The 21,802-nt window shown below is 46.4% G+C and carries 21 protein-coding genes; 7 read left to right on the top strand and 14 right to left on the bottom strand.

The genetic code is table 11. The annotated features are described in order from the left end of the window. Positions 1 to 170 precede the first annotated feature (170 nt). Both QUA44_RS04125 and QUA44_RS04120 read left to right on the top strand, forming a co-directional pair. Complete coding sequence (locus QUA44_RS04125; protein ID WP_333276380.1) at positions 171 to 413, top strand: hypothetical protein; 243 nt, start codon at positions 171 to 173, stop codon at positions 411 to 413. Then, entirely contained in the window at positions 407 to 1,354 is a 948-nt protein-coding gene (locus QUA44_RS04120) for an NACHT C-terminal helical domain 2-containing protein (RefSeq protein ID WP_333248227.1), read from the top strand. The genes QUA44_RS04125 and QUA44_RS04120 overlap by 7 nt, the downstream gene beginning before the upstream one ends. Positions 1,355 to 1,600: 246 nt before the next feature. On the opposite strand, the gene QUA44_RS04115 is transcribed toward QUA44_RS04120, so the two are convergent. From QUA44_RS04115 to QUA44_RS04105, 3 genes are all read right to left on the bottom strand, one after another. Next, positions 1,601 to 2,206, bottom strand: a complete 606-nt coding sequence (locus QUA44_RS04115; RefSeq protein WP_333248229.1) for a zf-HC2 domain-containing protein — start codon at positions 2,204 to 2,206, stop codon at positions 1,601 to 1,603. 140 nt (positions 2,207 to 2,346) lie between these two features. After that, a complete protein-coding gene (locus tag QUA44_RS04110) occupies positions 2,347 to 3,006 on the bottom strand; it encodes a sigma-70 family RNA polymerase sigma factor (RefSeq protein ID WP_333248536.1) in 660 nt (219 codons plus the stop codon). Positions 3,007 to 3,120: 114 nt separating this feature from the next. Then, positions 3,121 to 3,612: a molybdenum cofactor biosynthesis protein MoaE gene (locus QUA44_RS04105; RefSeq protein WP_333248231.1), complete on the bottom strand. Its 492-nt coding sequence runs from the start codon at positions 3,610 to 3,612 to the stop codon at positions 3,121 to 3,123. 632 nt (positions 3,613 to 4,244) lie between these two features. On the opposite strand from QUA44_RS04105, the gene QUA44_RS04100 reads away from it, so the two are divergent. Continuing rightward, positions 4,245 to 4,628 (top strand): SH3 domain-containing protein, encoded by a 384-nt coding sequence (locus QUA44_RS04100; RefSeq protein WP_333248232.1) that lies wholly within the window; start codon positions 4,245 to 4,247, stop codon positions 4,626 to 4,628. 137 nt (positions 4,629 to 4,765) lie between these two features. Here QUA44_RS04100 and QUA44_RS04095 read toward each other — a convergent pair whose 3' ends face one another. Beyond that, complete coding sequence (locus QUA44_RS04095; protein ID WP_333248234.1) at positions 4,766 to 5,746, bottom strand: aspartate carbamoyltransferase catalytic subunit; 981 nt, start codon at positions 5,744 to 5,746, stop codon at positions 4,766 to 4,768. A gap of 644 nt (positions 5,747 to 6,390) precedes the next feature. On the opposite strand from QUA44_RS04095, the gene QUA44_RS04090 reads away from it, so the two are divergent. Beyond that, positions 6,391 to 6,609: a DUF4327 family protein gene (locus tag QUA44_RS04090; protein ID WP_193973492.1), complete on the top strand. Its 219-nt coding sequence runs from the start codon at positions 6,391 to 6,393 to the stop codon at positions 6,607 to 6,609. A gap of 190 nt (positions 6,610 to 6,799) precedes the next feature. Here QUA44_RS04090 and QUA44_RS04085 read toward each other — a convergent pair whose 3' ends face one another. The 8 genes from QUA44_RS04085 to QUA44_RS04050 form a co-directional block, all read right to left on the bottom strand. Further along, positions 6,800 to 8,041, bottom strand: a complete 1,242-nt coding sequence (locus QUA44_RS04085) for a protein kinase domain-containing protein (protein WP_333248236.1) — start codon at positions 8,039 to 8,041, stop codon at positions 6,800 to 6,802. A gap of 808 nt (positions 8,042 to 8,849) precedes the next feature. After that, a complete protein-coding gene (locus QUA44_RS04080; RefSeq protein WP_333248240.1) occupies positions 8,850 to 11,246 on the bottom strand; it encodes a serine/threonine phosphatase in 2,397 nt (798 codons plus the stop codon). A 235-nt stretch (positions 11,247 to 11,481) separates the two neighbouring features. After that, complete coding sequence (locus QUA44_RS04075) at positions 11,482 to 14,037, bottom strand: DHH family phosphoesterase (RefSeq protein WP_333248242.1); 2,556 nt, start codon at positions 14,035 to 14,037, stop codon at positions 11,482 to 11,484. A gap of 61 nt (positions 14,038 to 14,098) precedes the next feature. Beyond that, the gene (locus tag QUA44_RS04070; RefSeq protein ID WP_333248243.1) at positions 14,099 to 14,914 is read right to left on the bottom strand and encodes a PD-(D/E)XK nuclease family protein; all 816 of its coding nucleotides are present in this window, start codon (positions 14,912 to 14,914) and stop codon (positions 14,099 to 14,101) included. A gap of 160 nt (positions 14,915 to 15,074) precedes the next feature. Next, positions 15,075 to 15,413: a DUF5615 family PIN-like protein gene (locus QUA44_RS04065; protein ID WP_333248245.1), complete on the bottom strand. Its 339-nt coding sequence runs from the start codon at positions 15,411 to 15,413 to the stop codon at positions 15,075 to 15,077. Positions 15,414 to 15,431: 18 nt separating this feature from the next. Beyond that, positions 15,432 to 15,725: a DUF433 domain-containing protein gene (locus QUA44_RS04060; RefSeq protein WP_333140545.1), complete on the bottom strand. Its 294-nt coding sequence runs from the start codon at positions 15,723 to 15,725 to the stop codon at positions 15,432 to 15,434. Positions 15,726 to 15,846: 121 nt separating this feature from the next. Then, entirely contained in the window at positions 15,847 to 16,515 is a 669-nt protein-coding gene (locus QUA44_RS04055; protein WP_333248246.1) for a Uma2 family endonuclease, read from the bottom strand. A gap of 131 nt (positions 16,516 to 16,646) precedes the next feature. Further along, positions 16,647 to 16,907 carry a hypothetical protein gene (locus QUA44_RS04050; RefSeq protein ID WP_333248248.1) on the bottom strand — a complete coding sequence of 87 codons (261 nt, stop codon included), beginning with the start codon at positions 16,905 to 16,907 and terminating at the stop codon, positions 16,647 to 16,649. A 164-nt stretch (positions 16,908 to 17,071) separates the two neighbouring features. Here QUA44_RS04050 and QUA44_RS04045 point away from each other — a divergent pair, with 164 nt between their 5' ends. After that, complete coding sequence (locus QUA44_RS04045) at positions 17,072 to 17,311, top strand: helix-turn-helix transcriptional regulator (RefSeq protein ID WP_333228438.1); 240 nt, start codon at positions 17,072 to 17,074, stop codon at positions 17,309 to 17,311. 134 nt (positions 17,312 to 17,445) lie between these two features. On the opposite strand, the gene QUA44_RS04040 is transcribed toward QUA44_RS04045, so the two are convergent. Then, positions 17,446 to 18,030, bottom strand: a complete 585-nt coding sequence (locus tag QUA44_RS04040) for a PAP/fibrillin family protein (protein ID WP_333248249.1) — start codon at positions 18,028 to 18,030, stop codon at positions 17,446 to 17,448. A 140-nt stretch (positions 18,031 to 18,170) separates the two neighbouring features. Then, positions 18,171 to 19,847 carry a glycosyltransferase family 4 protein gene (locus tag QUA44_RS04035; RefSeq protein ID WP_333248251.1) on the bottom strand — a complete coding sequence of 559 codons (1,677 nt, stop codon included), beginning with the start codon at positions 19,845 to 19,847 and terminating at the stop codon, positions 18,171 to 18,173. A 412-nt stretch (positions 19,848 to 20,259) separates the two neighbouring features. On the opposite strand from QUA44_RS04035, the gene QUA44_RS04030 reads away from it, so the two are divergent. Together QUA44_RS04030 and mraY are read left to right on the top strand one after the other, a co-directional pair. Beyond that, on the top strand, positions 20,260 to 20,499 hold the full coding sequence (locus QUA44_RS04030) for a DUF3134 domain-containing protein (RefSeq protein WP_333248253.1): 240 nt from the start codon (positions 20,260 to 20,262) through the stop codon (positions 20,497 to 20,499). A 130-nt stretch (positions 20,500 to 20,629) separates the two neighbouring features. Then, positions 20,630 to 21,745 carry a phospho-N-acetylmuramoyl-pentapeptide-transferase gene (mraY, locus tag QUA44_RS04025; RefSeq protein ID WP_333248254.1) on the top strand — a complete coding sequence of 372 codons (1,116 nt, stop codon included), beginning with the start codon at positions 20,630 to 20,632 and terminating at the stop codon, positions 21,743 to 21,745. Positions 21,746 to 21,802 lie beyond the last annotated feature (57 nt).

The following is a 21,802-nucleotide window of genomic DNA, read 5'->3' as shown; positions in this document are numbered from 1 at the left end:
CAATAACTCGTATGCTGCTTGACGAAAGTCCTTTAATCGTTCACTGTTCATTTAAGGAGTGGATAGGTTTTATTTTTCACCCTCATTCTCTCCTAGCGCGGTGGCTCTAGTTCTTCTTTTGCCACCGTTCTCATCTTTGGTTAGTCTAAACTACAGTGTATGAGGAAGGAATGGAAATAATGCTCAGAAAATGGGATGAAACTAGAGGCATTCAACGGGATGAAGTTTATCGCGATTTGAATTTGTGCCGCAAGAAACATTTACTTGCTTTTGTAGCAGCTATTACTTTTGAACGGGGGGATTATTTTTTTGAAAAAAACACAGTTCAGCAATTGATTGCCGACTATCTAGCTAATTTGCCCGATGCCACAAATGACTCCGTTCAGTTGGAGATCCATAGTGAGTTGTGCTGAAGGCGATCGAAGCACAACATGGATTATTAGTGGAAAGGGCAAGAGGAATTTATTCGTTTTCTCATCTAACATTTCAAGAGTATTTTACTGCTAAAGAAATAGTTGACAATTCTGCTCCACAAGCTTTGGAAAAACTGACCTGCCACCTGACCGAGAAGCGTTGGCGAGAAGTCTCGTTGTTAGCAGTTGGGATGTTGCAAAAAGCTGATGACTTATTGCTGTCACTTAAGCAGCAAGTTGATGGACTGGTCGCTGAGGATGAGCAGTTGCAGCAGTTCCTAATATGGATCAACAAAAAATCCCTTTCTGTTGATTGTGCCTACAAACCTGCGGCAGTTAGAGCATTTTACTTTACCCTTGAATATCCCCTCCTTGACTGCGGCTTTGCCCTTTCTCTTGACCCTTGTCTGAAAAAAGTTGTGGGACAAGCTCTGGAACAGGTTCTTAACCTTGCACTTGAAGGTGCTCTTGACCTTGCCCTGAATACCGTCCTTAAGGATGCGCTTGAGCCTACTCTTGGTTACATCAGCCTTACCCTTGAACGTACCCTCGTCCCTAACCTTGACCTTGTTCTTGACTGCGACCTTGTACCTGCCCTTAAGCCTGAACAAAGGCAAGGGATACAAGAACTTCTGGAACAACTGCCCGATCCAAAAAGTGACAAAGAGATATTTGCAAAATGGTGGCAAGATAACGGTCAGGCTTGGGATAAGCGATTAAGACAAATGATGATTTTGTATCGTGATATGGGTCGCGTTTGGCAATTTAGCGAACAACAGAAGTCATTGCTGAAGAATTATTACGATGCTAATAAATTGCTGGTAAAGTGCCTTAATAGCGGTTGTAATGTATCTCCTGCTGTGCGACAGGAAATTGAGGAGACATTGCTGTTGCCGATCGCCCATATCGAAAAAACACGTCAAAAGTCTGATCGCCCTTAATTGCGATCGAGCGCCCCATAATTCCTCATTATACAAGATTGCAAAAATTGCCAACTATCTTGAAATTATCTGCGTTTATCTGCGTTTATCTGCGGTTTCCCTATCAATCAAAAATTTAGGCAATTAGCCAATCAAAACCCAGAGATTGTCAAAGGATATATCCACCTTAAAAAACTGGGAAAAATGGCAAAAAGCCCCCTTTTTTAGGGAGCTTAGCGACTTCAGTTATTGCTCAAAACAGAAATCCTACTGCGCCTTTGGCAGTGACTTTTGAGGGGTTGCTACACCAACTTTCGGAATATCCATTATCGGTGCATTCACCCCAAGCATCAAATCGTTAGGATTAACAATCTCCACCAGAGGCTCGTTCAAAGCCACAATCAAACCGTCAGATTCACCAGGAAGGGGCGATCGAGCAAACTGGGGAGCAAACAATTGGCGGCCGCCACCGACAGCAGACACGATCGCAATCAACAAAGCTGCGATCGCACCTCCACCCCAAATCCAAGTTTGTTTCGGCTTGCGTTCCACCCGCTGCAAAACCTTCGCGGCCAACTCCTGTGCAGATTGTTCCGCAGCAGGCACCGGCATTGCCTGAAAACTCTGCTGCATCATCAGCAGTCGCGAGTACAAACGTTTCGTAGTGGGGTCATTTGTCAGCCACTCCTCAACTTGCCGGCGTTCTGTCGCCGTCACTTCACCGTCGAGGTAGGCACTTAGCAATTCAAAGCGATCGCGCATCATAGTAGTTACATTGCCCTGGGCATAATTGTTGTTAACTTGAGTTTCAGCGAGTGAATCCCCGACACCCTGCTGATTCTGATTTTTATCGGATTCAAAGTTACCACTCATAATTTCAGACTTGCTCTAATTGGGGAATCACGCACTCGCTATTAGAATGATTTACTGCTTATTTATATTTTAAAAGAGAAGTTTTGATGTCACAGCAAACATCACCAAATCTTCTTAACCCGCCTCTAAAATTACTCTTGCTAATTACCATCGAGATATTTTTGCAATTCCAACTGCAATCTTTGGCGAGCTCTAGCAATTCTAGACTTGACAGTTCCCAGAGAAACTCCAGTCATTTCGGCTATTTCCTCATAGGCTAAACCTTCTATTTCTCTCAAAACAATTGTCGTGCGGAATACTTCCGGCAAATCTGCGATCGCCACCCGCAACTGGTCGTAAAATTCTCTAGTCGTCAAATCTTCATCAGGCCCAGGACTGTCGGCCGGAATTTCCCAATCTACCTCGCCATCTTCCAGAGCACGGGGTACGTCCAGCGACAGCGGAGTTCGCACCCGCTTGCGCTTCCGCAACTCATCGTAAAACAAATTAGTGGCGATGCGGCTCAGCCAGCCCCGAAATTTAACAGGCTCTTGCAAGCGGTTAATATTGCGGTAGACCCGAATCCACACTTCCTGAGCCAAGTCTGCTCGGTCTTGCCAGTCAGGGGCCAAGTGATAGAGAACCCTGTCTACGTGGGACTGATACCGCTTCAACAGTTCTGAAAAAACAGTGCTCTCAGGTCGATTTCCTTCCTGACAACGCAACACCAAGTCATAATTAGAGAGTTTTTCGGCTGGCAATTGCACTCTTTGAACGGTCGCCACAACCGCAGACCAGGACACGGAAATAAAGTCGCTCATCGGTGGAATTGGCTCATCGAACATTCCACACTTTTTGACGCTAGCAGATCGTAACAAGTTCCCATCTTCAATCTAAACTCTAAAATCTAAAATCTAAAATCTAAAATCGATTGACTAATGCCCGACAACCTCGCACGCTCCAATACTAACCCAACTGCTAGAACCGTCGGCCCAATGTTCCTTTTTCCAAATCGGTACATTGTGTTTGAGCGTATCTATGGCGTACTGGCAAGCTGCAAAAGCCGAGTCCCGGTGGGGACAGCCAACAGCCACCAGTACGCTGATTTCGCCCACCTGCAAGTGTCCGACGCGGTGGTGAATGGCAACCCGATTGACATCGGCCCACTGGCGACGGATTTCAGTAGCGATTTGCTGGAATACTCGCACGGCCATCGGTTCGTAGGCTTGATATTCTAGGGAAACTACAGCTTGACCGTCAGTTTGGTTGCGGACTGTACCGCTCATAATTACCACGGCTCCGTTGGCGGGGTCATCTGCCAAAGCGTATATTTCCTCTACACACAACGGCGCTATGGTAATGGCGAAGCTGTCTGATTCATGGCGTTGAGGAATTGTGGCGATCGAAAGTGCAGCGAAGGAGTTCATTGCCAAAAAAGTGGTGCTGGATAAGTTAATTGATCTTGACACAAATCAAGTCGCGATCGATCTTGCATCCTTGTCCGGGAAACTGGGTGGTGAATCTTGAGCCATATTTCGTAGCATGGGTAAGGGTTAGACGCTATTGCCCCGAACTTCTGCACAAGTGCGATCGGCTACACTATGACTGGCCCGAAGCAAATTAAGATTGTGCTTGAAGACGAGCCGGATGCTTGTTCGAGCGAGTTAACTGGCGATATTGCTGTAGCAATTCAATAAATAAACACCCAAATAAGTAGTGTCATTCGCAACTCAGTACAAGCAATCTCACACCCCAAACGATTACTTCCTCCCCTTTTGAATGAGACAGTTAAGTTTAATTCTGCCCGGAGTTCTGATCCGCGTCGGCAAAATTTTTAGCAGTGGATGTAAACTTTATTTATTTTTTTGTTCCGGAAAGCTACATAGATGACATGATATACCTGTGCAGGGTTCAGGAACATTAGCCAATACTCGGCAAAAGCAAGACCTTAACGCCCTTTTGTGGCTTTTATGAAACATAAGTTAATGGTTTGGGCTGTTAATTGAGGTTTCGACCTGAGTCTGCACCAAGAAAGGTTAACAACAATCACGAGGAAACTATGGAAGCACTAGCATTGAGCCACTCTTTTGTTGCTTATGAATCTCCAGAGTCCGAACTCCAACTGGAATTTAAAATTCCTAAATCGGCAATGGTAGGCGTTGCAGGTATGGCAGTAGCCCTGTCTGTTCTGAGTGTCGGTGGTGAAGCGCAGGCCGCAAGTTGCTACTCCCGCTGCGGCAAGAAAAGCCATCACGGCCATCACAGCTACGCCAAAGTTGTCACTAATGGCGGCCGACTGAATATCCGCAACCGTCCCAATGGCTGTTCTCATGTAATCGGCAAGTTATATTATGGAGACCACATCAAATTGACCGGTCGTTACAGAAACGGCTGGGCCCAAGTCAAAGGTGGCGGCTGGGTGTCTGCGTCCTGGATCTCCTAACTCTTAACTAGATCACTTTACATTTCTAGAAAGAGTTTTAATCGTTACCCGGCCATACTGGGTAACGATTATTTTAAAGAGGCGATGGAGACTGAAAATAATCGAATATCCGAAATTAATCACTAACAAATAACAACCTAAACTTTACCGCCGCCGATCAGATACAGTAAGGCCATCCGCACCGCCACGCCGCTGGTAACTTGCTGAGAAATCAGGCTAAACTGGGGATCGTCCATCAAATCCGAACTAATTTCCACGCCGCGGTTAACCGGGCCCGGGTGCAACACCTTCACATCCGGCTTGCAGAGTTTCAGCCGATCGCGCGTAATTCCGTACAAAGAATGATACTCTCGTAAACTCGGCAGCAAATGCTCGCTCATCCGTTCCTTTTGCAGCCGCAAAGTCATCACAAAATCAGCATCAGCCAAAGCAGGTTCAAGCTGCCAGTGCAAAAATAATTTGCCTTCCCTACCGTCGCCACACTCAGCAAACAACAGCGGTAGCAAAGTCGGCGGCCCGGCCAAATGAACCTCGGCCCCAGAAGCCGTTAGACTCCAAATATTAGACCTAGCCACTCGCGAATGCAAAATATCCCCCACCACAGCAATTTTTTTGCCCGCTAAAAGTTCCAGCCGCGGACGTTCGGTATCTAACAGAGCACAAATAGTAAATAAGTCTAGCAAACCTTGCGATGGGTGTTCGTGCTGGCCGTCTCCAGCATTGAGAACGCTGACTCTCGAACCCAAGCGATCCATTTCCGAAGCAATTGTGCTGGGAACTCCAGCTTGTTCGTGCCGGATCACCATCAAATCCGTTCCCATCGCCAGATAAGTCTTAGCCGTATCCAGAATAGTCTCCCCCTTCGTTAGAGAAGAACTTCCCGGCGTAAAATTTAGCGTATCCGCCGACAGACGCTTAGCCGCCAACTCAAAACTATTGCGAGTCCGGGTAGAAGGTTCAAAAAACAAATTCGCGACCACTTGACCCTGCAGGGCCGGCACTTTCTTCGTGCGGCGGCCGAGCACCTCCCGAAAACTGGCTGCTGTTTGCAGCACCGTATCGTATTCGTCCGAGGTAAAATCAGCCAGAGTGAGAATGTGTCGCCTTGTCCAAGTCATACAATTTTAGATTTGAGATTTGAGATTTGAGCTTTTAGATTTATTGAATCAAGACGGACGATGGGTTTGAAACTTGCCTGCTGGCCCACGTGGGGCAGCCTAGAATGTTCGAGCGACATTTAGGGATGGCGATCAACAGTATCCAACAATTTTTGATCGCTTTTGCGGTGAGTAGAGTTATAATCAGTTTATGTAGCTCAGACCCCACTTTCACAGCGAACCCAGCGTCGAAGGTGAAACAGGTGTGGTTTACCCGCAGGAAAGCGGAAATTACGCTGTAGCAGCGAAAGCGCAGTAGTTGCAGTTTCTCCTACGCAAACTCAGCCTTTTCAAGAACAAGCCGAACGCAGCCCTTGCATCTACCACTATGTGGAAACAATCGAGGCGGCAAACCTCCCACTGTCGATCGACAGCATATAGCGGGACATTTTAAAGATGATTAATTCTTTGAAGTCGGTCTTGACTCTTCAGTCCTGCTTATAGGCCCTTGTCAAAACGAACTCTGTTAAGATACAAGTTGAATATGTAGCTTCCCGACAAAAATCTACACGTATCTTGGCGAGACTGTTCTTGGCGAAACTGCGGTAAAAAGTGAGAGCTGGGAAGTGGTAATTACACAAAATTTAAACAATTCAAGAGGTATTATGAGCCAGAAGGTTATACAGCCGATGGTTAAGTTCCAGCGTCAGGTGCATTCTCTCGTCACGTCTGACATTATCAAGCCCACAGACAGCATTTGGAAAATTGCTCTGCTTTACGGCGACGAATGGCCGTACTGGAAACAGCAATTGCTAGAGTTTGATTTTTCTATGCAAGACCCCGTGAGCGAGTTGATAGCTGTAGAAGCTTGGGACGAAGAATAACAGTTGACAGTTGACGGTTGACAGTTGACAGTTGACAGCTTGCCCTGAGCTTGTCGAAGGGTTGACGGTTGACAGCTTGCCGTGAACTCCGTCGTTCGGTTGACAGATAACAGCTTGCCCGAAAGCCGGTCGTTCGGTTGACGGCAGGACTCCTAACTAATGACTAACGACCAATGACTAATGACTTCTTTTAGAGGCAAGCTGCTAAAGCTCGAGCTAATTGTTGAGCTGTTTGAAAGCGATCCCCAGGCTTAGCTGCCGTGGTTCGCAAAATGGTGTCCCGCAGCTTGGGGGCGATGGTCGGAATATTTTCGAGCTTAAACCCGTAACCTCCAGCTATTTTCCCGTAAAAGTTTTGAGGGCTTTGGGCCGTCAGCAAAAAAATCAAAGTAGGCCCAATAGCATATAAATCCGACTGAGGCAGAGGCTGTCCCCGGTCTTGTTCTGGTGCGGTGTAGCCTTCAACGCCGATGCGAGTGCCCGGAGGAGTGCCGATTTCTTTAACGGCGCCAAAATCCAGCAGTGTAATGCAATTGTCCCGGTGGCGCACTAGCAAATTAGCAGGTTTAATATCCCGGTGGACGATCGGGGGTTTTTGAGAGTGAATGTAGTCCAAAACCTCACAGGTTTGGATCATCCACTCTATTGCTTGTTGGGGAGCAACAGGCCCGCGGTTGTAGATGCGTTTTTCTAAATCCTCGCCGTGGAGCATTTCCATCACCAAGTATTTTTTGCCCCCTTCCACAAAAAAGTCAAAAAACTGAGGAATTCCTGGATGGTGGAGGGCCTTGAGAGTTTTAGCTTCACGTTCAAACAGTTCTTGAGCTTTGGCGATTTGAGCCATGTCAGCATTCATTTCCTTGAGGACTACCAGAGAAGCTGCTGGGGAACTTCCGGGTTGTTGAGCTTTCGCGAGCTCTCGATCCCAGGCTAAAGTCGTTGTCCCCATACCGCCTTGGCCCAAAGTTCGCAACACTTGGTAGTGTCGCACAGTGCGATCGACTTTAATCGGTTCGCCACAGTGGATACAGAATAAATTCTCCGGCGGGTTTCCCGCGTGGGTACACCGCGGGGCGGCGAGATTGACGTTGGGGTTCGCCTTAATTTTGCCGCCGAGTTCAATAGTAATAACTTGGAATTGCAAAATTGGGCCGCCCCGCGCCAACTGGATCAGGGCACCGTCGGATATCCAACCCTGAGACATCAGAATACCGTTAACCAAAGTCCCATTTGTCCCGGAATTGACTAAGTACCACTGACTTGACGTGCCGCTATTAACTCTTTGCAATTCCAGATGCTGCCGTGACACTAGAGCATTGGGGATCACAACGTGATTTTCAGGAGAGCGGCCGATGCGAATAATGGATTCGCTCTCGAAACTCCACTGTTGCAGGGGGGTCTGTTTGTCTGGATCTAAAAGAGTCAGCAGCATTTTCGATTGATGTGGTTGAACTCCCTGATGTGGCAGTGAGAGTTGGCGGGAATTTACAGATTAGGGGCGTAGGGCTTTGAAAAATTAGAAATTAAAAATTAATTATGAGCTTCACAGGTGAGTTTCACTAAAACTTTATAATATCCTGATTGTGATTAAAGATTCCATAAACAATTAAGTTATAAATAGTTTTTTGGGAACAATTATCCGTAAAAATTAAGAAGGGTCGAGCGCTCCTCAAAATATACTCGATTGATTTAACACTTGAAACTACAAAAACTAGGTAAACAATCACTAAACTTTTACGTAAATTTGATGTTGCAGCAGATTGTGATTTACGTCCCACATCATGTAGGGCGGGCAATTCCCGCCTAGACCACCTTGCTCCGAGAGCGATCGGGTATAAAACAGATTTCGCATCAGCCCACCTGCTGCCTACTTCATTTTAGTTTATTTTTTTTTATTAAACTAACTCTTTCTGTAGGAGAAAGCTCTTTCAGCTAGGATGAATCCACTTACTATCAAGCCAGTTTTCCCCCCAGATTCTCAGAACAGACTCTCAAAATTAAAGCTACTGATAAATGGTTTGCCCTCAACAGCTTTTCAGCAATCGTATGGGGCTGCAATCAGTTTTTGAGCGATCAAACGGAAGCTGTTTCAACACCGGATTCCTAATAGCAGAGCAAGCCGTAAAGCCTGGTTCGGAAACTGCCGAAGCTGTATCCTTTCTCTGCAATGATTGCAGGTTTAACCCAAGCGGTCGCGGGGGAAAAGCGCCACCTTTGAAAAAGTTGGCAGCATCCAAATTCTAAAATCGAAATGCGCCTACCTGCGCCCGAATGATAATTGCCGTGATATTGTCGTGACCGTTGCGTTTGTTACCCAGTTCAATCAACTCGGCAACTCCCTGGTCGAGATCAGCTTGGGGATTGAATAGGGGTTCGAGAGTGTTCTGCCAGTGAGTTTCCAACAAATCATTATCTGTCAAGCCGTCGGAAGCCAAAATCAATAAAGTATCTTCGCACAAGTCTAAAAACTGCACGTCAGGCTTGAGAAAATTACTGTCTCGCGGACCGATGGCTTGAGTTAGTTGATAGGCGTCGGGACGGGCATAAGCAGTTTCCGGGTCAACCCCGCGCTTAATTTCGCGCTGACCTACTTCGTGGTCTAAGGTGATTTTTTCTAGGGTTTGTCCCTTTCTCAGTCGGTAGAGGCGGCTGTCGCCGACGTGGGCTACGGCGAATTGGGTGTCTTGAACTAAGACTGCGACTAGAGTTGTACCCATACGGGCGCTGCCGGAGCGTCCGTCCTTTTGATTGATTTCAAAGATGGCTTTGTTGGCTAGCAGGACTCCCTCGCGGATGGTGTCTGCCGCAGGTAGTTGATTTTCCCAACAGGTTTGAAAGAATTCTCTGAGGGTTTCAGCGGCTAGTTGACTGGCTACTTCTCCGCTGTCGTGTCCGCCCATGCCGTCGCAGAGAATGTAAAGCCCTTTGGTTTGAAAAATGCGACCGAAGGAACTTTCGAGTTTGTTGAGCTGAGTCCAGATGCTGAAGAAGTCTTCGTTGTGGTCGCGCGTGCGGCCAACATCGGTGAGGCCTGCGTCTTCTAAGCTGTAAATCTGGAGTGGCATCGGCTGAGTTAAGACCTCGCCAACCTCGGGGGGCGACTCGTCGGGGCTGCGGTAATGCCTGCGTGTCGGGGTTGAGCTTGGTGAAGGTGCGGGTTGGAGTTCGAGGGGAACAGTTTCTAGGCGCGATCGCAATTCTTCGATTGTGTTAATCTCGCCTCTGTACATTTGTTGCAGCAGTTCGAGCAATGCGCCAAACTCAGTGCGATGATCTGACTGGCTAAATATCACCTGCCACAATTGCCCCAAATCTACCAGTTGCAGGTTTGAGCCGGCGGGTTCGGGATAGAGGTATTGCAGCCGCAAAGAAGCCAAGGAAAAGGAAGAGTCGGGGTTGACTCGCAAATTAGTCAGTTCCAATAAGCTTTGCCGACAGTGCCAGGGTTCTAGGGCTGCCCAGAGTTCTGTCATTTCGTGCAGCCAGTATAAAATTTGCTGGGTGGAAGTTTCCGGTTGATTCCACCGTTCTACCAGCAGCGGCCATTGGGAGCAGTCTTCTAGCAGCAGCACTGCCTGTTCGTTGTCTGACCAGCTATCGTGAATGACTGGCAGGTTTTGAGAGAATTGCCACCGGAGTGCCAGATAAGGTTCAGCTATGCCTTGGCAAAGCTCTGCTAAGGCGGAATTGGTTGAATTTTCTCCGCCTTTGATTGCTGCGGTATAGGGGGATGTTCGTCTGGCGACGCTGGCAGAGTTGGCTGCTAGCATGGCTTTGAGGGGTGACATTTCCAGCGGCTGACAGTCCAATACTGTGACTGCTACTGTGTCTGAGCGTTTTCTCGGTGGCACGGTTTCTAGGAGTTGGTAGCGCTGCTGGGTGTCTAAATAAGCTCCTGCTGGCTGGGAAGGGATTAAATATTCTGAATTGGGGATGGGGAATTCTGGAGATGGAGGGGAGGTGTCAGCTATGTTTGGGCTGTCGGGGTTCTCGGTTGCTTCCTGGATTTGTTTAGGCTGTGGTGCGGTTGTAAAATTCTGCTCAGATGGGGTTATTTCGCGATCTGGTGCTGTAGTAGAGCTTTTTTCTGTTGTTTGAAAGGATGCTGGTGCGATCGCGCCCAAGGCTACCACAGCGTCAATTTCTGGGCTGCTGAATTCGGCGACTTCGGCTAGTGGAGAAGTTGGTGCGACTGCTATTGGGGATTCGGCTGGGGTGGTTATTTCTGTTTGAATGCTGTCTGTGATTGGTTCAGCAGAGTTTTGGGGCGATGTAGTTTGCGGAAACTCGGCTGGGGGTAGGGTGGACTCGTCTGGCTCGACTGCTGGAAAATTCGATCGACCGCAGATAATGGCCCGCCACACTTGACCTGTTGCGACGCCGCAATTCTGACATAATGCGGCACTAAAAGCGACTTGAGCATCGCATTCGTGGCAAGGTTTGTAAATTAGGGAATTTCCGCACTGTTGACAAAACTTGTTTGGATTGGGATTTTCAAATTGGCAGCGGGGACAGAGAAGCATAGGGGTTTTATATTGGAGATGGGCGATCGAGTTTGGCGGTGGGGAGTTTTGGGTTTTGGCTTGTGAGTTAGGAGTTATGAGTTTTGCGCCTGACTCGCAACGGATAACTCTCATTGTCCTATGCCTTATTTTATCGGGATGAATTCAGAAGTAAGATGTTTCTTAGAACTGAGATGTTGCATCCGTGTCAGGAATAGGCCTCTTAAGCCACATCTACAACAACCTCTCTCGCTTCAGGGCCCAAAAAGCCAGCTCCACAGGCGCGAGCGAGTGCGGGCCCCACAAGAAAAGTTATCTCAGGAGTGGAACTGGCATCCTGCCTATGCTTAACAATAGTGGCAGATATCAGTTAGAAGGGATTTGCTGTAGAATCTTCCTGGAAAACGGTCTCTCTGGCGATCGACACAATGGTGGAGAGGGGTACTTCACAGAAATATTTCCGCCGGAATTGTTCTTCGGAGACTGCTGCTAGGAATTGCGCTGCAAAACGGGCGGCGATGGGGGAATTTGGCACTGAGAAGTGGATGGATTGGCTATCTAATAAGGATTTGGGGATTTGATCAGGCGCGTCTTGCTGCTGTGCGGTTTCGGGTTGTCTGGAGATGTGGAAAGCTCGATCGCGATAATTGATTTGGAAACCGAGATATGTTAAGGTTTTGAACCCCAGTTGCAGCGATGTGTCGCTGATGCCGAGTTTTTGGCGGAGTTGTTGTCGGGTGACGGGTTTGTTGGTGCGGCTGAGGTATTTGGCGATGCCGATTAGCTGTTGGCAGATTTGCTGTGGGGGTACGAGTGGGGGTAATGTGTAGGCGATCGCGAGTTTTTTCTGAGTGTGCTGTGCTTGGCGAAACCAGATCCGCAGTTCGTCCCAGCTTGCGGGGCATTCTTTGAGGACGATCGAGTTTTCGCGATCGACCTTTTCGGAATTGTAAACTAGATTGTCGATCGGCATTGGAGATTCTAAGTTTGTGCTAGCGCCTAATAACTCTTCATCGTTATTTCTATTGCGCCAGTCTACAATCCAATCTATTTTAGTCGGGGAATTGATTTGATTGTCTTCCGTGCGTTCTTGCACTGATACGAGGCGCACTTCATAGCGCGATTTGTAAGTATTAAAATCGAGTTCAACGGTGACATCGCAGTGGCATTGGGGAACTTCGTTTTGATTGTGTCCCCACCAAATGCCGGGAAATCCCGTATCGCTAGATTCATCCCTAATTGTAAATTCTGTTTTGATATATTCTACTTTTTGCCCTTTCAAATCCTTGATTTTTTGATTCCAAAGATTCTCAAACCAGCAGTTTTCAATCAGCAATTTGGGGGCGGGGTTGCCCATGCCACAAGGTTCGAGCAATTTTAATTCTTGAAATAAGTCTTTGCCTAATTCGGAGACAGTAATTTTTAGGTCTGCTTGAACAGGGGTGGCTGTTAAACTATCGGTGCTGTATTGTTGTCGTAGTTGCTGATTTACCGCATCTGTAAATAGGGGGATATTTTCAACGGGGAGACTCAATCCGGCGGCGAAGGGATGACCGCCAAATCTGTGCAATAAATGCGCTTGGTCTTTGACTAATTGGTAAAGGTCGATTTGATTGGCGGAACGCGCCGAACCCCTGGCAATTTTGGATGGGGAAAGTGTTTGTGATTCTGGATCTAAGAAAGAGGGAAATTGCGTTTCCGGGGAATTTTCGTTAATTTCTTCGCTTCCTTCTGTGCTGAATAAAATCACGGGGCGGCCGTATTCTTGGGCGATTTGTCCCGCTACTAATCCTAATACTCCTACGGGCCATTGGGGGTCGCTGAGGACGATGACGCTAGTAGTTGAGAGGTCGAGTTTGGCTAGTTTGTTGGCGGCATCTTTGGCAACATCTTTTTGTAAAGATTTACGCCGGGAGTTGGCAATTTCGGTTAAATTTGCTAGTTCTTCGCAGCGTTTTTTGTCGCGGCTGGTGAGGAGTTCTACGCAGAAGCTGGCATCGCCTTGAATGCGGCTGACGGCGTTGATTCGAGGGCCAAGGCCGAAGGAAATGTCGGTTGGGCGATCGCCCGATCTTTTGCACAGTTCGAGCAATTTTGCAACTCCTGGGCGGGTGGGATTTGCGATTTGTTTTTGCAGTTGTTGGATGCCGATTTGTGCGAGGTAGCGGCTGTCTCCTGTAAGTTGGACTAAATCGGCAATTAAGCCGATCGCTACTAATTCTAATAAATCTGTGAGCGGGCGCTGCGGAATATCCGGTAATGTGTGATATAATGCTTCAACTAATTTGTAAGCTACTCCCACTCCTGAAAGGTTAAATAGTTGGTGGTTTGGGGGGAAGTAGCGGGGATTGATAATGGCTGTAGCTGGCGGGCGATCGTCTGGTAATGTATGATGGTCGGTAACAATTGTATCGATGTTTAAGCTGGTGGCATATTCGATTTCGGCGATGTTTGTACTGCCAGTATCGCAGGTAATAATCAAGCTAATTCCAGATTTTGCTAAGGCATCTATTCCTGTGATATTGAGTCCGTGAGATTCGGTTAAGCGGTTTGGAATGTAATAAATTAGTTGGTCATTTTGAGCAAAAAATTCTCCCAGTCCGTCCCAAAGTACGGAGGTTGAGGTAATGCCGTCGGCGTCGAAGTCTCCCCAAATTGCGACTTTTTCTGCGCTGTTTCGTGCTTGCTGGATTCTTTCTATCGCCCAGGTCATTTCTAGCCCAAACTCAAAGGGACTTGCTGGTTGGTAAAGTTGGGGATTTAAGAAACCGGGTATTTGTTCGGGGTTTTGAATTCCTCTATACCAGAGAAGTGCAGCGGCATAATTTCCGGGGAGTTCTGGTGCGTGGTTTCTGACAGCTTGGATCAGCCAAGCTGGGGGTTGGGGTAAGGGTTGATTTTGCCAGTTTTGAGGGGTTTCTGTCATTCTATTTTAGATTTTAGATTTTCAATTAGATTTTTTAGATTGTAGAGAGTTATCAGTTATGTTAAATAAATATTTCGTCGATTATAGCAAGATTTGGCAGCCAATTTGCGGGAGTTTCTGCGGGAAGATTTAGTGAGGAAGCTTTGGTATCTTGTGTGCGGTTGCAGCGAGTGGCGAATTGACAGGAAGCGCAAAGATTGGAACTAATTTCTACTTGGGGGAAGAATTCGCCGCCTTCACCATAGCGCTGTCGCCAGTCGGTTAGCTGGTGCAATAGGTGGGTTAAATCTTGTTTTGTGCGATCGTGTTCTGTTTGGTTGTAATAAAATGTGAGTTTTTGCGGCGGTTCTTCTCCTTGCAATTGTACGAACCAGTATGTCATGGAAACTTGTTCGGGGGAATAGTCACTGGTTTCTACTAAAACATATAAATAGAGGCGAGTTTGCCAACTTTCGGCTATCCATTTTGATTTTTGAGGGCGGGGATAGGTTTTCCAGTCGAGAATTTGGGCGGCGTTTGGTTCTGCTATTAGCAAGTCATAGATAACGGTGAATAGGTAGTCTTGGAAAATTAGGGTGCGGGGGTGTTCGGCTTGGCGGAAAATTCTATCGCTATTTTCTGAATTGGCGAAAAGTTCGGGTGCGGTGTTGATAAATGCTGCCACACAGCGTCCCAGTTCGGGGTCTTGTTGGATGATAAATTCAATGGGAAGTCCGAGTTCTCGCTGCTGCATTAATAGGTGAAAGTGGCTTCCCCATGTGAGTTTTTCTTTGTGTTCTGGGGAGGCGGTGGTGGCGAGTAGTTCGAGGTAGCTGTGTTGGAATTTGCGGGGGCATTCTTCGAGGATTTTGAGTTGGGTTTGGGATAGTCGGAGCATTTTTTTATGATGTTAGATTTTAGATTTTTTATGATTGTAAGCGAGGCGATTAATCTTTTTTACCGCAGATTGAGGCTGATGACGCAAATAGACGCCGATAATTTTGATCGCATTTTTGGAGGAGAGTGCGATCGGTTTTTGGGGCTAGAGTGCGATCGCTTTATACATATAAAAGCTGATTGGCGATTTCATCAGCCGTTAGCGTATTTAATAAAATAGCAACCCGTTGAGCAATCTCATAGGCGTTCTTTTGAGGAATCACAATAATCCCAGAATGTTGTTTTCCTTCTGTCATATAATCTAGATGCAGTCGCTCAAAGTCTACGCGATTATGGGTGAGCAAACATCGCTCCATAGATGCTGCGTAAGCTAATTGTTGGCTATCGGATTTACTCAGCATTCCCTGTTCGCTGGTTGTCGTCACATCGAACCCTCTACCCAGCAGTAAAGTAGCTACAAGCCTAGAAACATCTTCATCTGTATAAATGGTTGCAAACATAAATGGTTGCAAACAGTTTCACGGCTTTCTCATTGCAGCTTTAACAGCAGGATGAATCAATTCTTCAGGAATTCGATTGCGCTCAATATAAGTATTTATTTCTTCCTGGTTATCCAAATAAAAGCTCAGCGCGTCAAAAATTTGAGCTAATTTCAGGTGAGGTAAGTGCATGGGGATTTCTTCAGGAGTTATACCCAAACGCCACAATTCCACGATCGCCCGAACGGAAGTCCTGGTTCCTGCGATAATTGGTTCGCTTTGCAAGATTTCAGGGTGACGTGCGACATAACGCGAAACAGATTGTACATTCATGGCAGATTAACAGGGCAGATATATTTTTATTATATGTTATGATTGAGGCTATAAGTGTGTAAAAAATTAAGAGCGATTCCCTACGGGATAGCTACGCTTCACGCACTTTTCGCTAACTTCTCTACAACTTCCCAATTTGTTGAGCAAACCGCATCGCAGCCGTCCCATTTCCATCACCCAAAAGTTTCAAAGTCTCCGATAGTAAAGCAATTGGCAATCCCTCAAGAGCACCGGAAATGTCGCATTCCTGATATTTCCCGTTTTCCTGCAAGCGAAATGCCAAAACTGTCTCGCCCTTAATATCTACTACCCAATACTCAGGAATTCCCAAAGCAGCATACAACCGCTTTTTTTCATCTAAATCGCTGGCCAAAGTAGTATCGGCTATCTCCCCGACTAAATCGGGAACTCGCGACTGATTCAGATTAATTCGGCGGGGTTCCCCTTTTTGCCATTGGTGGAAATCTCCGCCGATGTATAAAACTTTATCTGGTGCACCCGCTCCCACTTTAGGTTTCTCAATTACACAACCGCTGAGAGAATCAAAAGTTTGTCCTATTTTGGTAGTAAACCACACGAAAAATATGATAGTAAACAGATCGTTAAATCTGGCGTGCTGAGGCCCTTCATTACCCATGTCTATCCAAAGATATCCTTCATAAAAAAATATTCTGGCTTCCTCCAAAGATGGATCTTCGCAGGCTGCTACATAATCTTCCCATGTCGCGGCTTGCCATTGGGGAATTTCTCCCACTTGAGACACGATGAATTTGGCAGTTGTAGAAGTCATGATTTAAAAGCAAATTGAGGATAAAATTATCCTAACTTAGGTTGATATTTATCTGCTGCGGTAATTAGTAGTTAGTAATTTGTCAATTTTTATAGCCCCCCTTTTTTAAGGGGGGGATCAGATCCTTCTGCTTATCGAATTGCTGTGGGCGCAGCAATTGGTACTTCTAAGTCTGGTTGCAAGTCAAAAACTACGACAAGGGTTGCTTGAGGCATCAGTTGACGCAGACACAGCAAGTGTCCGTCAGCATCCGATCGACTGCGAAATCGCCCCACAATCGCCCGCTGCATACTGGGCATGAGTTTGGCAATCGCCCAAGGGTAAAGGCGTTTTTGGTACGCGATCGCCCGAGGATTCGCAGTGAATCCCTGTTGATAACCGTTTTGTGGCATGATGGTTTAGTATCCTCTATGGACTACAGGAAAGGGCGTTAGTAAGTCTCTTGCCGGAAATCGACTAACGCCTCTACTACTATGATTAAACACCAAACTCACCTCATGTGTCAATACTTGGCGCTAAATATTAACACTTGTTATATTGAAAGGTTTATTCAGCTATGGATTTGAGAGCCTTGAGAGAACGTGCAGGGCTGACAATCTTAGACGTAGCACGGGAACTAGAATGCGCGGAGTCTTCAATTCGCAACTGGGAAAAAAGCCGAACCTTGCCAAAGATGGAAGTTTGGCAAGTATTCCGAATGCGAGATTTGTATCGATGTAGCGAAGCGGAGTTGATGCTAGCTGTCAGAAAGTCAATGCCGACGGAAAAGAAAGAACAGACAAAACTGACGGAGTAACAATATTTATGAAGTCTTGAACTGTTGACAAAAGGGATATATTTTTGATTTGTAACCGCAGATTAACGCGGATGAAGGAAAGATAAATTGAGAATGAGTTAAGGGGCGATCGCACTTAATCACACATCACAAAATCACTCTTTTGTCAATACAAAAACACTGTCTTTATTCCCCCGTCCAATCCGCAAATCTTTATCCAAATAAGTAATATCCAGCCATCCCTGCTGTTCGCGAGTATCCAGCCCGAAATCTACAGCAGCGAACTTTTTCCCCGACTCAATCTCATCGATAAACTTCCCCGGATATTCATAGCCAATCAACCTGCTTAAACCTACTATAGACCGCTCAAACTTCACCTGCACTCGCCGTTCCGAAGTTGGCTCAAATCTCGCCGCTACACTGACAATTCCTTCCAAATAAGGCAAGCCGTAAAGTTCGCCAATGTTGTAAATTTTAGATTCTTTGACGCGGATAGATTGATAAATTTGACCCAATTTCACCAAGGGAAAACTGTCAAGATTCAGCAGTTCGCGGCTGGTGGTGTACAATAACCGCCAATCTCCATTTAAAAGCTCTGCAGCTTCGACAGGGCGTGTTGTGGGGTTGTAATCTTCCAATTGGGCGATCGCACTTAAAATCGCTTGTTTGTCGCTGGGAGTGGCCAGCAAACCGCGATTCTTACCAGCAATTATCTCTAATAGTGCAGATTTTCTAAGCATATATTTTTTTAGGAAGAGGGATGAAGAAGGAAAAAATATTCTTGAGTTCGCGTTCAATATTATTTATAAATTACGCGACAAGTCGTTTTTAGCGCGCTTATTATTGGGTTTGTCTGTGTCCAGTGTGCACCCTACATAGATTAATGACTAATAACTAAGATACCAAATTTCACCAGATAGAGCATCGTCCGATATAGGTATGCTAATTCTTGCTCGTTTTTAACGTAGCGTCGGATAACTTCCCCCACACTGATCGCACCTTCGTGCTTAATTGTATCCAATATCTCCATCTGAATGCTAACAGATCTTCTCCTATCCTCACCAAAACTGGTAAACCTAATTGTCTGTACCTGCTTGAAAAGTTCTGGTGTGGCGATCGCACCCAGACTCAGCATCATCTCATTGCTTAAACTTCTAGTCGCATAATTACCCAATACCCGAAACGGATCGTCGCCTAGGGGATAAGGCGGCTTCCCAGGTTTTAAAGGTGCTGACTCCGGTGCGGCAAGGCGAATTTCTGCTAATTCCTGCCACAATTGTTCGTAAGCAGCAATTACTACTTTCCAATCATAAATTTCTTTTGCCCTTTGTCTCGCATTTTCCCCCATCCGCTTTCTCAATTCGGGGTTTTCAATTAATTGGCACAACGCCAGGGTGCAAGCATCAATGTCAACTGCTGTGGCTAGGGAAGTGTGACCCATGTAAGTCGGCCAATTTAAGCTGCCGTCAAGATAATTTAGGGCTAAATCTAAACAAGATTCTGGGGGCGGGATGAGTGTGGGAATGCGGAAGCCCTCTATTTCGTGGCGTACAGATTCTTTGTATCCGTTCCAATCGGAGACTATGGCCGGCAGTCCGTTCGCCATGGCTTCTATTGGTGTCAGTCCGAAGGATTCTTGAATGTTGTCGGAAAGCGAAATGAAAATGTCTGCCGCCGACCAAATATTTATTCTAATTTCCGGCTGTCTCCCATCTAAAAAAATAGCATTGACCGAGGGACAAAATATTTGTGCACTATTTTTAAAGTCGGGTTCTTCTCTCGGATCTTCGATCCAACCGGCTTGAATTAAGTGGATTTTGGCTTTTGTCTGTTGTGATGCCCGTTCTAGGGCGATGTACATGGGTACCGGATGAGCTTTTGCAGAAAAAGTCAATCGACCCACAAATAACACAACAATATCTTCGGGAGAAATGCCGAGTTCTTGTCGCAGTTGGCGGCGACTATTAACTGCTTCCACACCCTGCGGAAACGCGCTGCAATCGACTCCTAGGGGAATAACGGGGAATTTGACCAAAATTTCCGGTTTACCGCCGTTACGCTGGGCTAAATATTCAGACCACTCCCTCATAACTCCTTCTACTGCTGTTTTCACGGCTGCAGAGGTGCAGATCAGGGCGTCCCAAGGCTGCATGGGTGCGGTGATCAAATCGCCGATCGCGTCCATGATGTATTTTGTACCGATCGTGTGAGTAACGCCGCAAACGCTGTAGGCCCGCTGATCGACAAATCTGCGCGCCCAAACCATCTGCGACAGAACCGGATCGGGTCGGTAAATTGTGCCCGGTTGAGATAGCAAATCCGGTCGTTCCATCGGAATCCAGCGGACTTTCCGAGGTTTTTGCAGCCAAGGTTGGATGTGCGAACAAAACTCCTTAAAGGTTGTTTCGCTATCGGCGCAACAGTAGAGAGAGTTAGCGGTTCCGTGTTGGACTAAGCTTTTGAGAAACCCTTCTCCGGCTGAATGACGCCCCAGAAGTTTTTGCCCTCCGGTGTGGTAACCCTCTTTGTTGTATAAAACCGCTGCCGTTATATCCATTCTGAGATTTATTGCTTGAGAGTTGACTGAAGAAGCCAGAGGGCATTCGGGCTCAGGCTTTGATGAAAAACCAGGAGACTGTTGTGAATCAACGCCTTGCCCTTAGCGAAGCTTGCAGAATAGGATCGCCACCTGTCGCGTGATATTTTAAAGACGATCGTCTCAGATTACAATGCTTAGGGCTAAAGAAGGATTGGCAAGAGCGGATTTTAGTGTTATCCTCATGCCCATGCTTGGGGGCGATCGCCTTTTGGGTCTCCCATCTTATCCGATCCGGAACCAAACAGTGCCTGTGGTATAATGCTTTAGCCTTGCTAAATGCCCGATTTGCAAGTGCTTGATCAAATGAGCAGTCCGTCGGCAAAACGTTACCTCTACTCGATCGCGTCTTTGTCTTTAAAAACCGAGAATCATGTACAACCCATCTCTGCGTCAAATACCTCGCCACTTGCCTGCGGATGTAATTCCATTAAAGCAGCAATCTTCTCTTTTAGACTGGTTGGAATCTAACAATCGCCTGTTAGCAAGGGATGTCCAAGAACCCGACTATCGACACGAAGAAGAAATTTCTGAACTGATGGCAGTTGACGACAGTCCTTACGATGATTTAGAAGAAGAAGTAGAAGAGGATGTGAGTGTAGGCGAAGAATAACGGGTAGAAGGGTGAAGAAATCAACAGGAAACAGGGAAGAAAAACTAAGAGATTTCTCAATCTCCTGTATCGCACCCTATCCCCCCATTGTCAATTGCTTATTCTCAAATAGTGTGTGGTGAGGAGTGTTATGGATAATTTTTTGGATGAGAAAATCCCTTTTAGTCTGCCTCTCAAACTTACAGGCAAGAATTTATTCCTGCTGCTGGGTTTGGGACTAGGCATTGTAGCGATCGGTTTAGATGTAGCAGCGGGTAGATTTTTGAATTTACCTGCATCACTATTTATGCCGCTAGTTGTTTGTGCTTTAGTTGCGTCGGGGTTGGGCTATGTAGTTGTGCCCTTACTCCAGCAACTAAAAGCCGGACAAATAATTCGCGAAGATGGCCCCCAAGCCCATTTGAAAAAAGCGGGAACGCCGACAATGGGAGGTATCTTTTTTGTACCGGCAGGGGTAGCAGTCGCTTTACTTTGGTCTAAGTTTAACTCAGATGTTGTTGCCGTATCGGCTTTAACTTTAGCTTACGGTTTCATTGGCTGGATAGATGACTGGCAAATTCTGCGACGTAAGTCGAACAAAGGTATTTCTCCTCGGATGAAATTGGCTTTGCAAATAAGTTTTGCTGCTCTATTTTGTCTGTGGCTGATGTTTCATCAACCTGCTATTTCTACAAATGTTGCTTTGCCTTTCGGTTGGGTATTGCCATTAGGTTTGCTTTTCTGGCCACTGGCTGGTTTTGTGCTAGTTGCCGAAAGCAATGCTACTAATCTTACCGATGGTGTTGACGGATTGATGGGCGGTTTGGGCGCGATCGCACTTTTGGGATTAGGCGCATCTGTAGCCTCTACTTCGCCAGAATTAATGATATTTTGCGCCTGCATCAGCGGCAGTTGTTTCGGTTTCTTAGCACACAACCGCAATCCAGCCAGTGTGTTTATGGGCGATACAGGGGCTTTAGCTTTGGGCGGTGCGTTGGGTGCGGTAGCTTTATTAACAAATAGCCTTTGGATATTATTAATAATCAGCGGGATTTTCTTTGTAGAAACGCTGTCAGTAATTGCTCAAATAGGTTATTACAAAGCTACAAAAGGGCCTGATGGAATCGGCAAGCGTCTGTTAAGAATGGCTCCACTGCACCATCATTTAGAGTTGTGCGGGTGGTTGGAAACTCAGGTTGTTGGCATTTTTTATTTAACTAATGGGGCGTTAGTGTTAATGACTCTGATGTTGACGAGAAACAGTTGAGAACGGATTGGGTAACGGATTGCACAGGGGATGTATAGAGATATTTTCTACTATTTG

Source organism: Microcoleus sp. N9_A2 (assembly GCF_036701775.1).
In the GTDB taxonomy this organism is placed as follows: domain Bacteria; phylum Cyanobacteriota; class Cyanobacteriia; order Cyanobacteriales; family Microcoleaceae; genus Microcoleus.
This window is presented reverse-complemented; position numbering and strand designations above follow the sequence as displayed.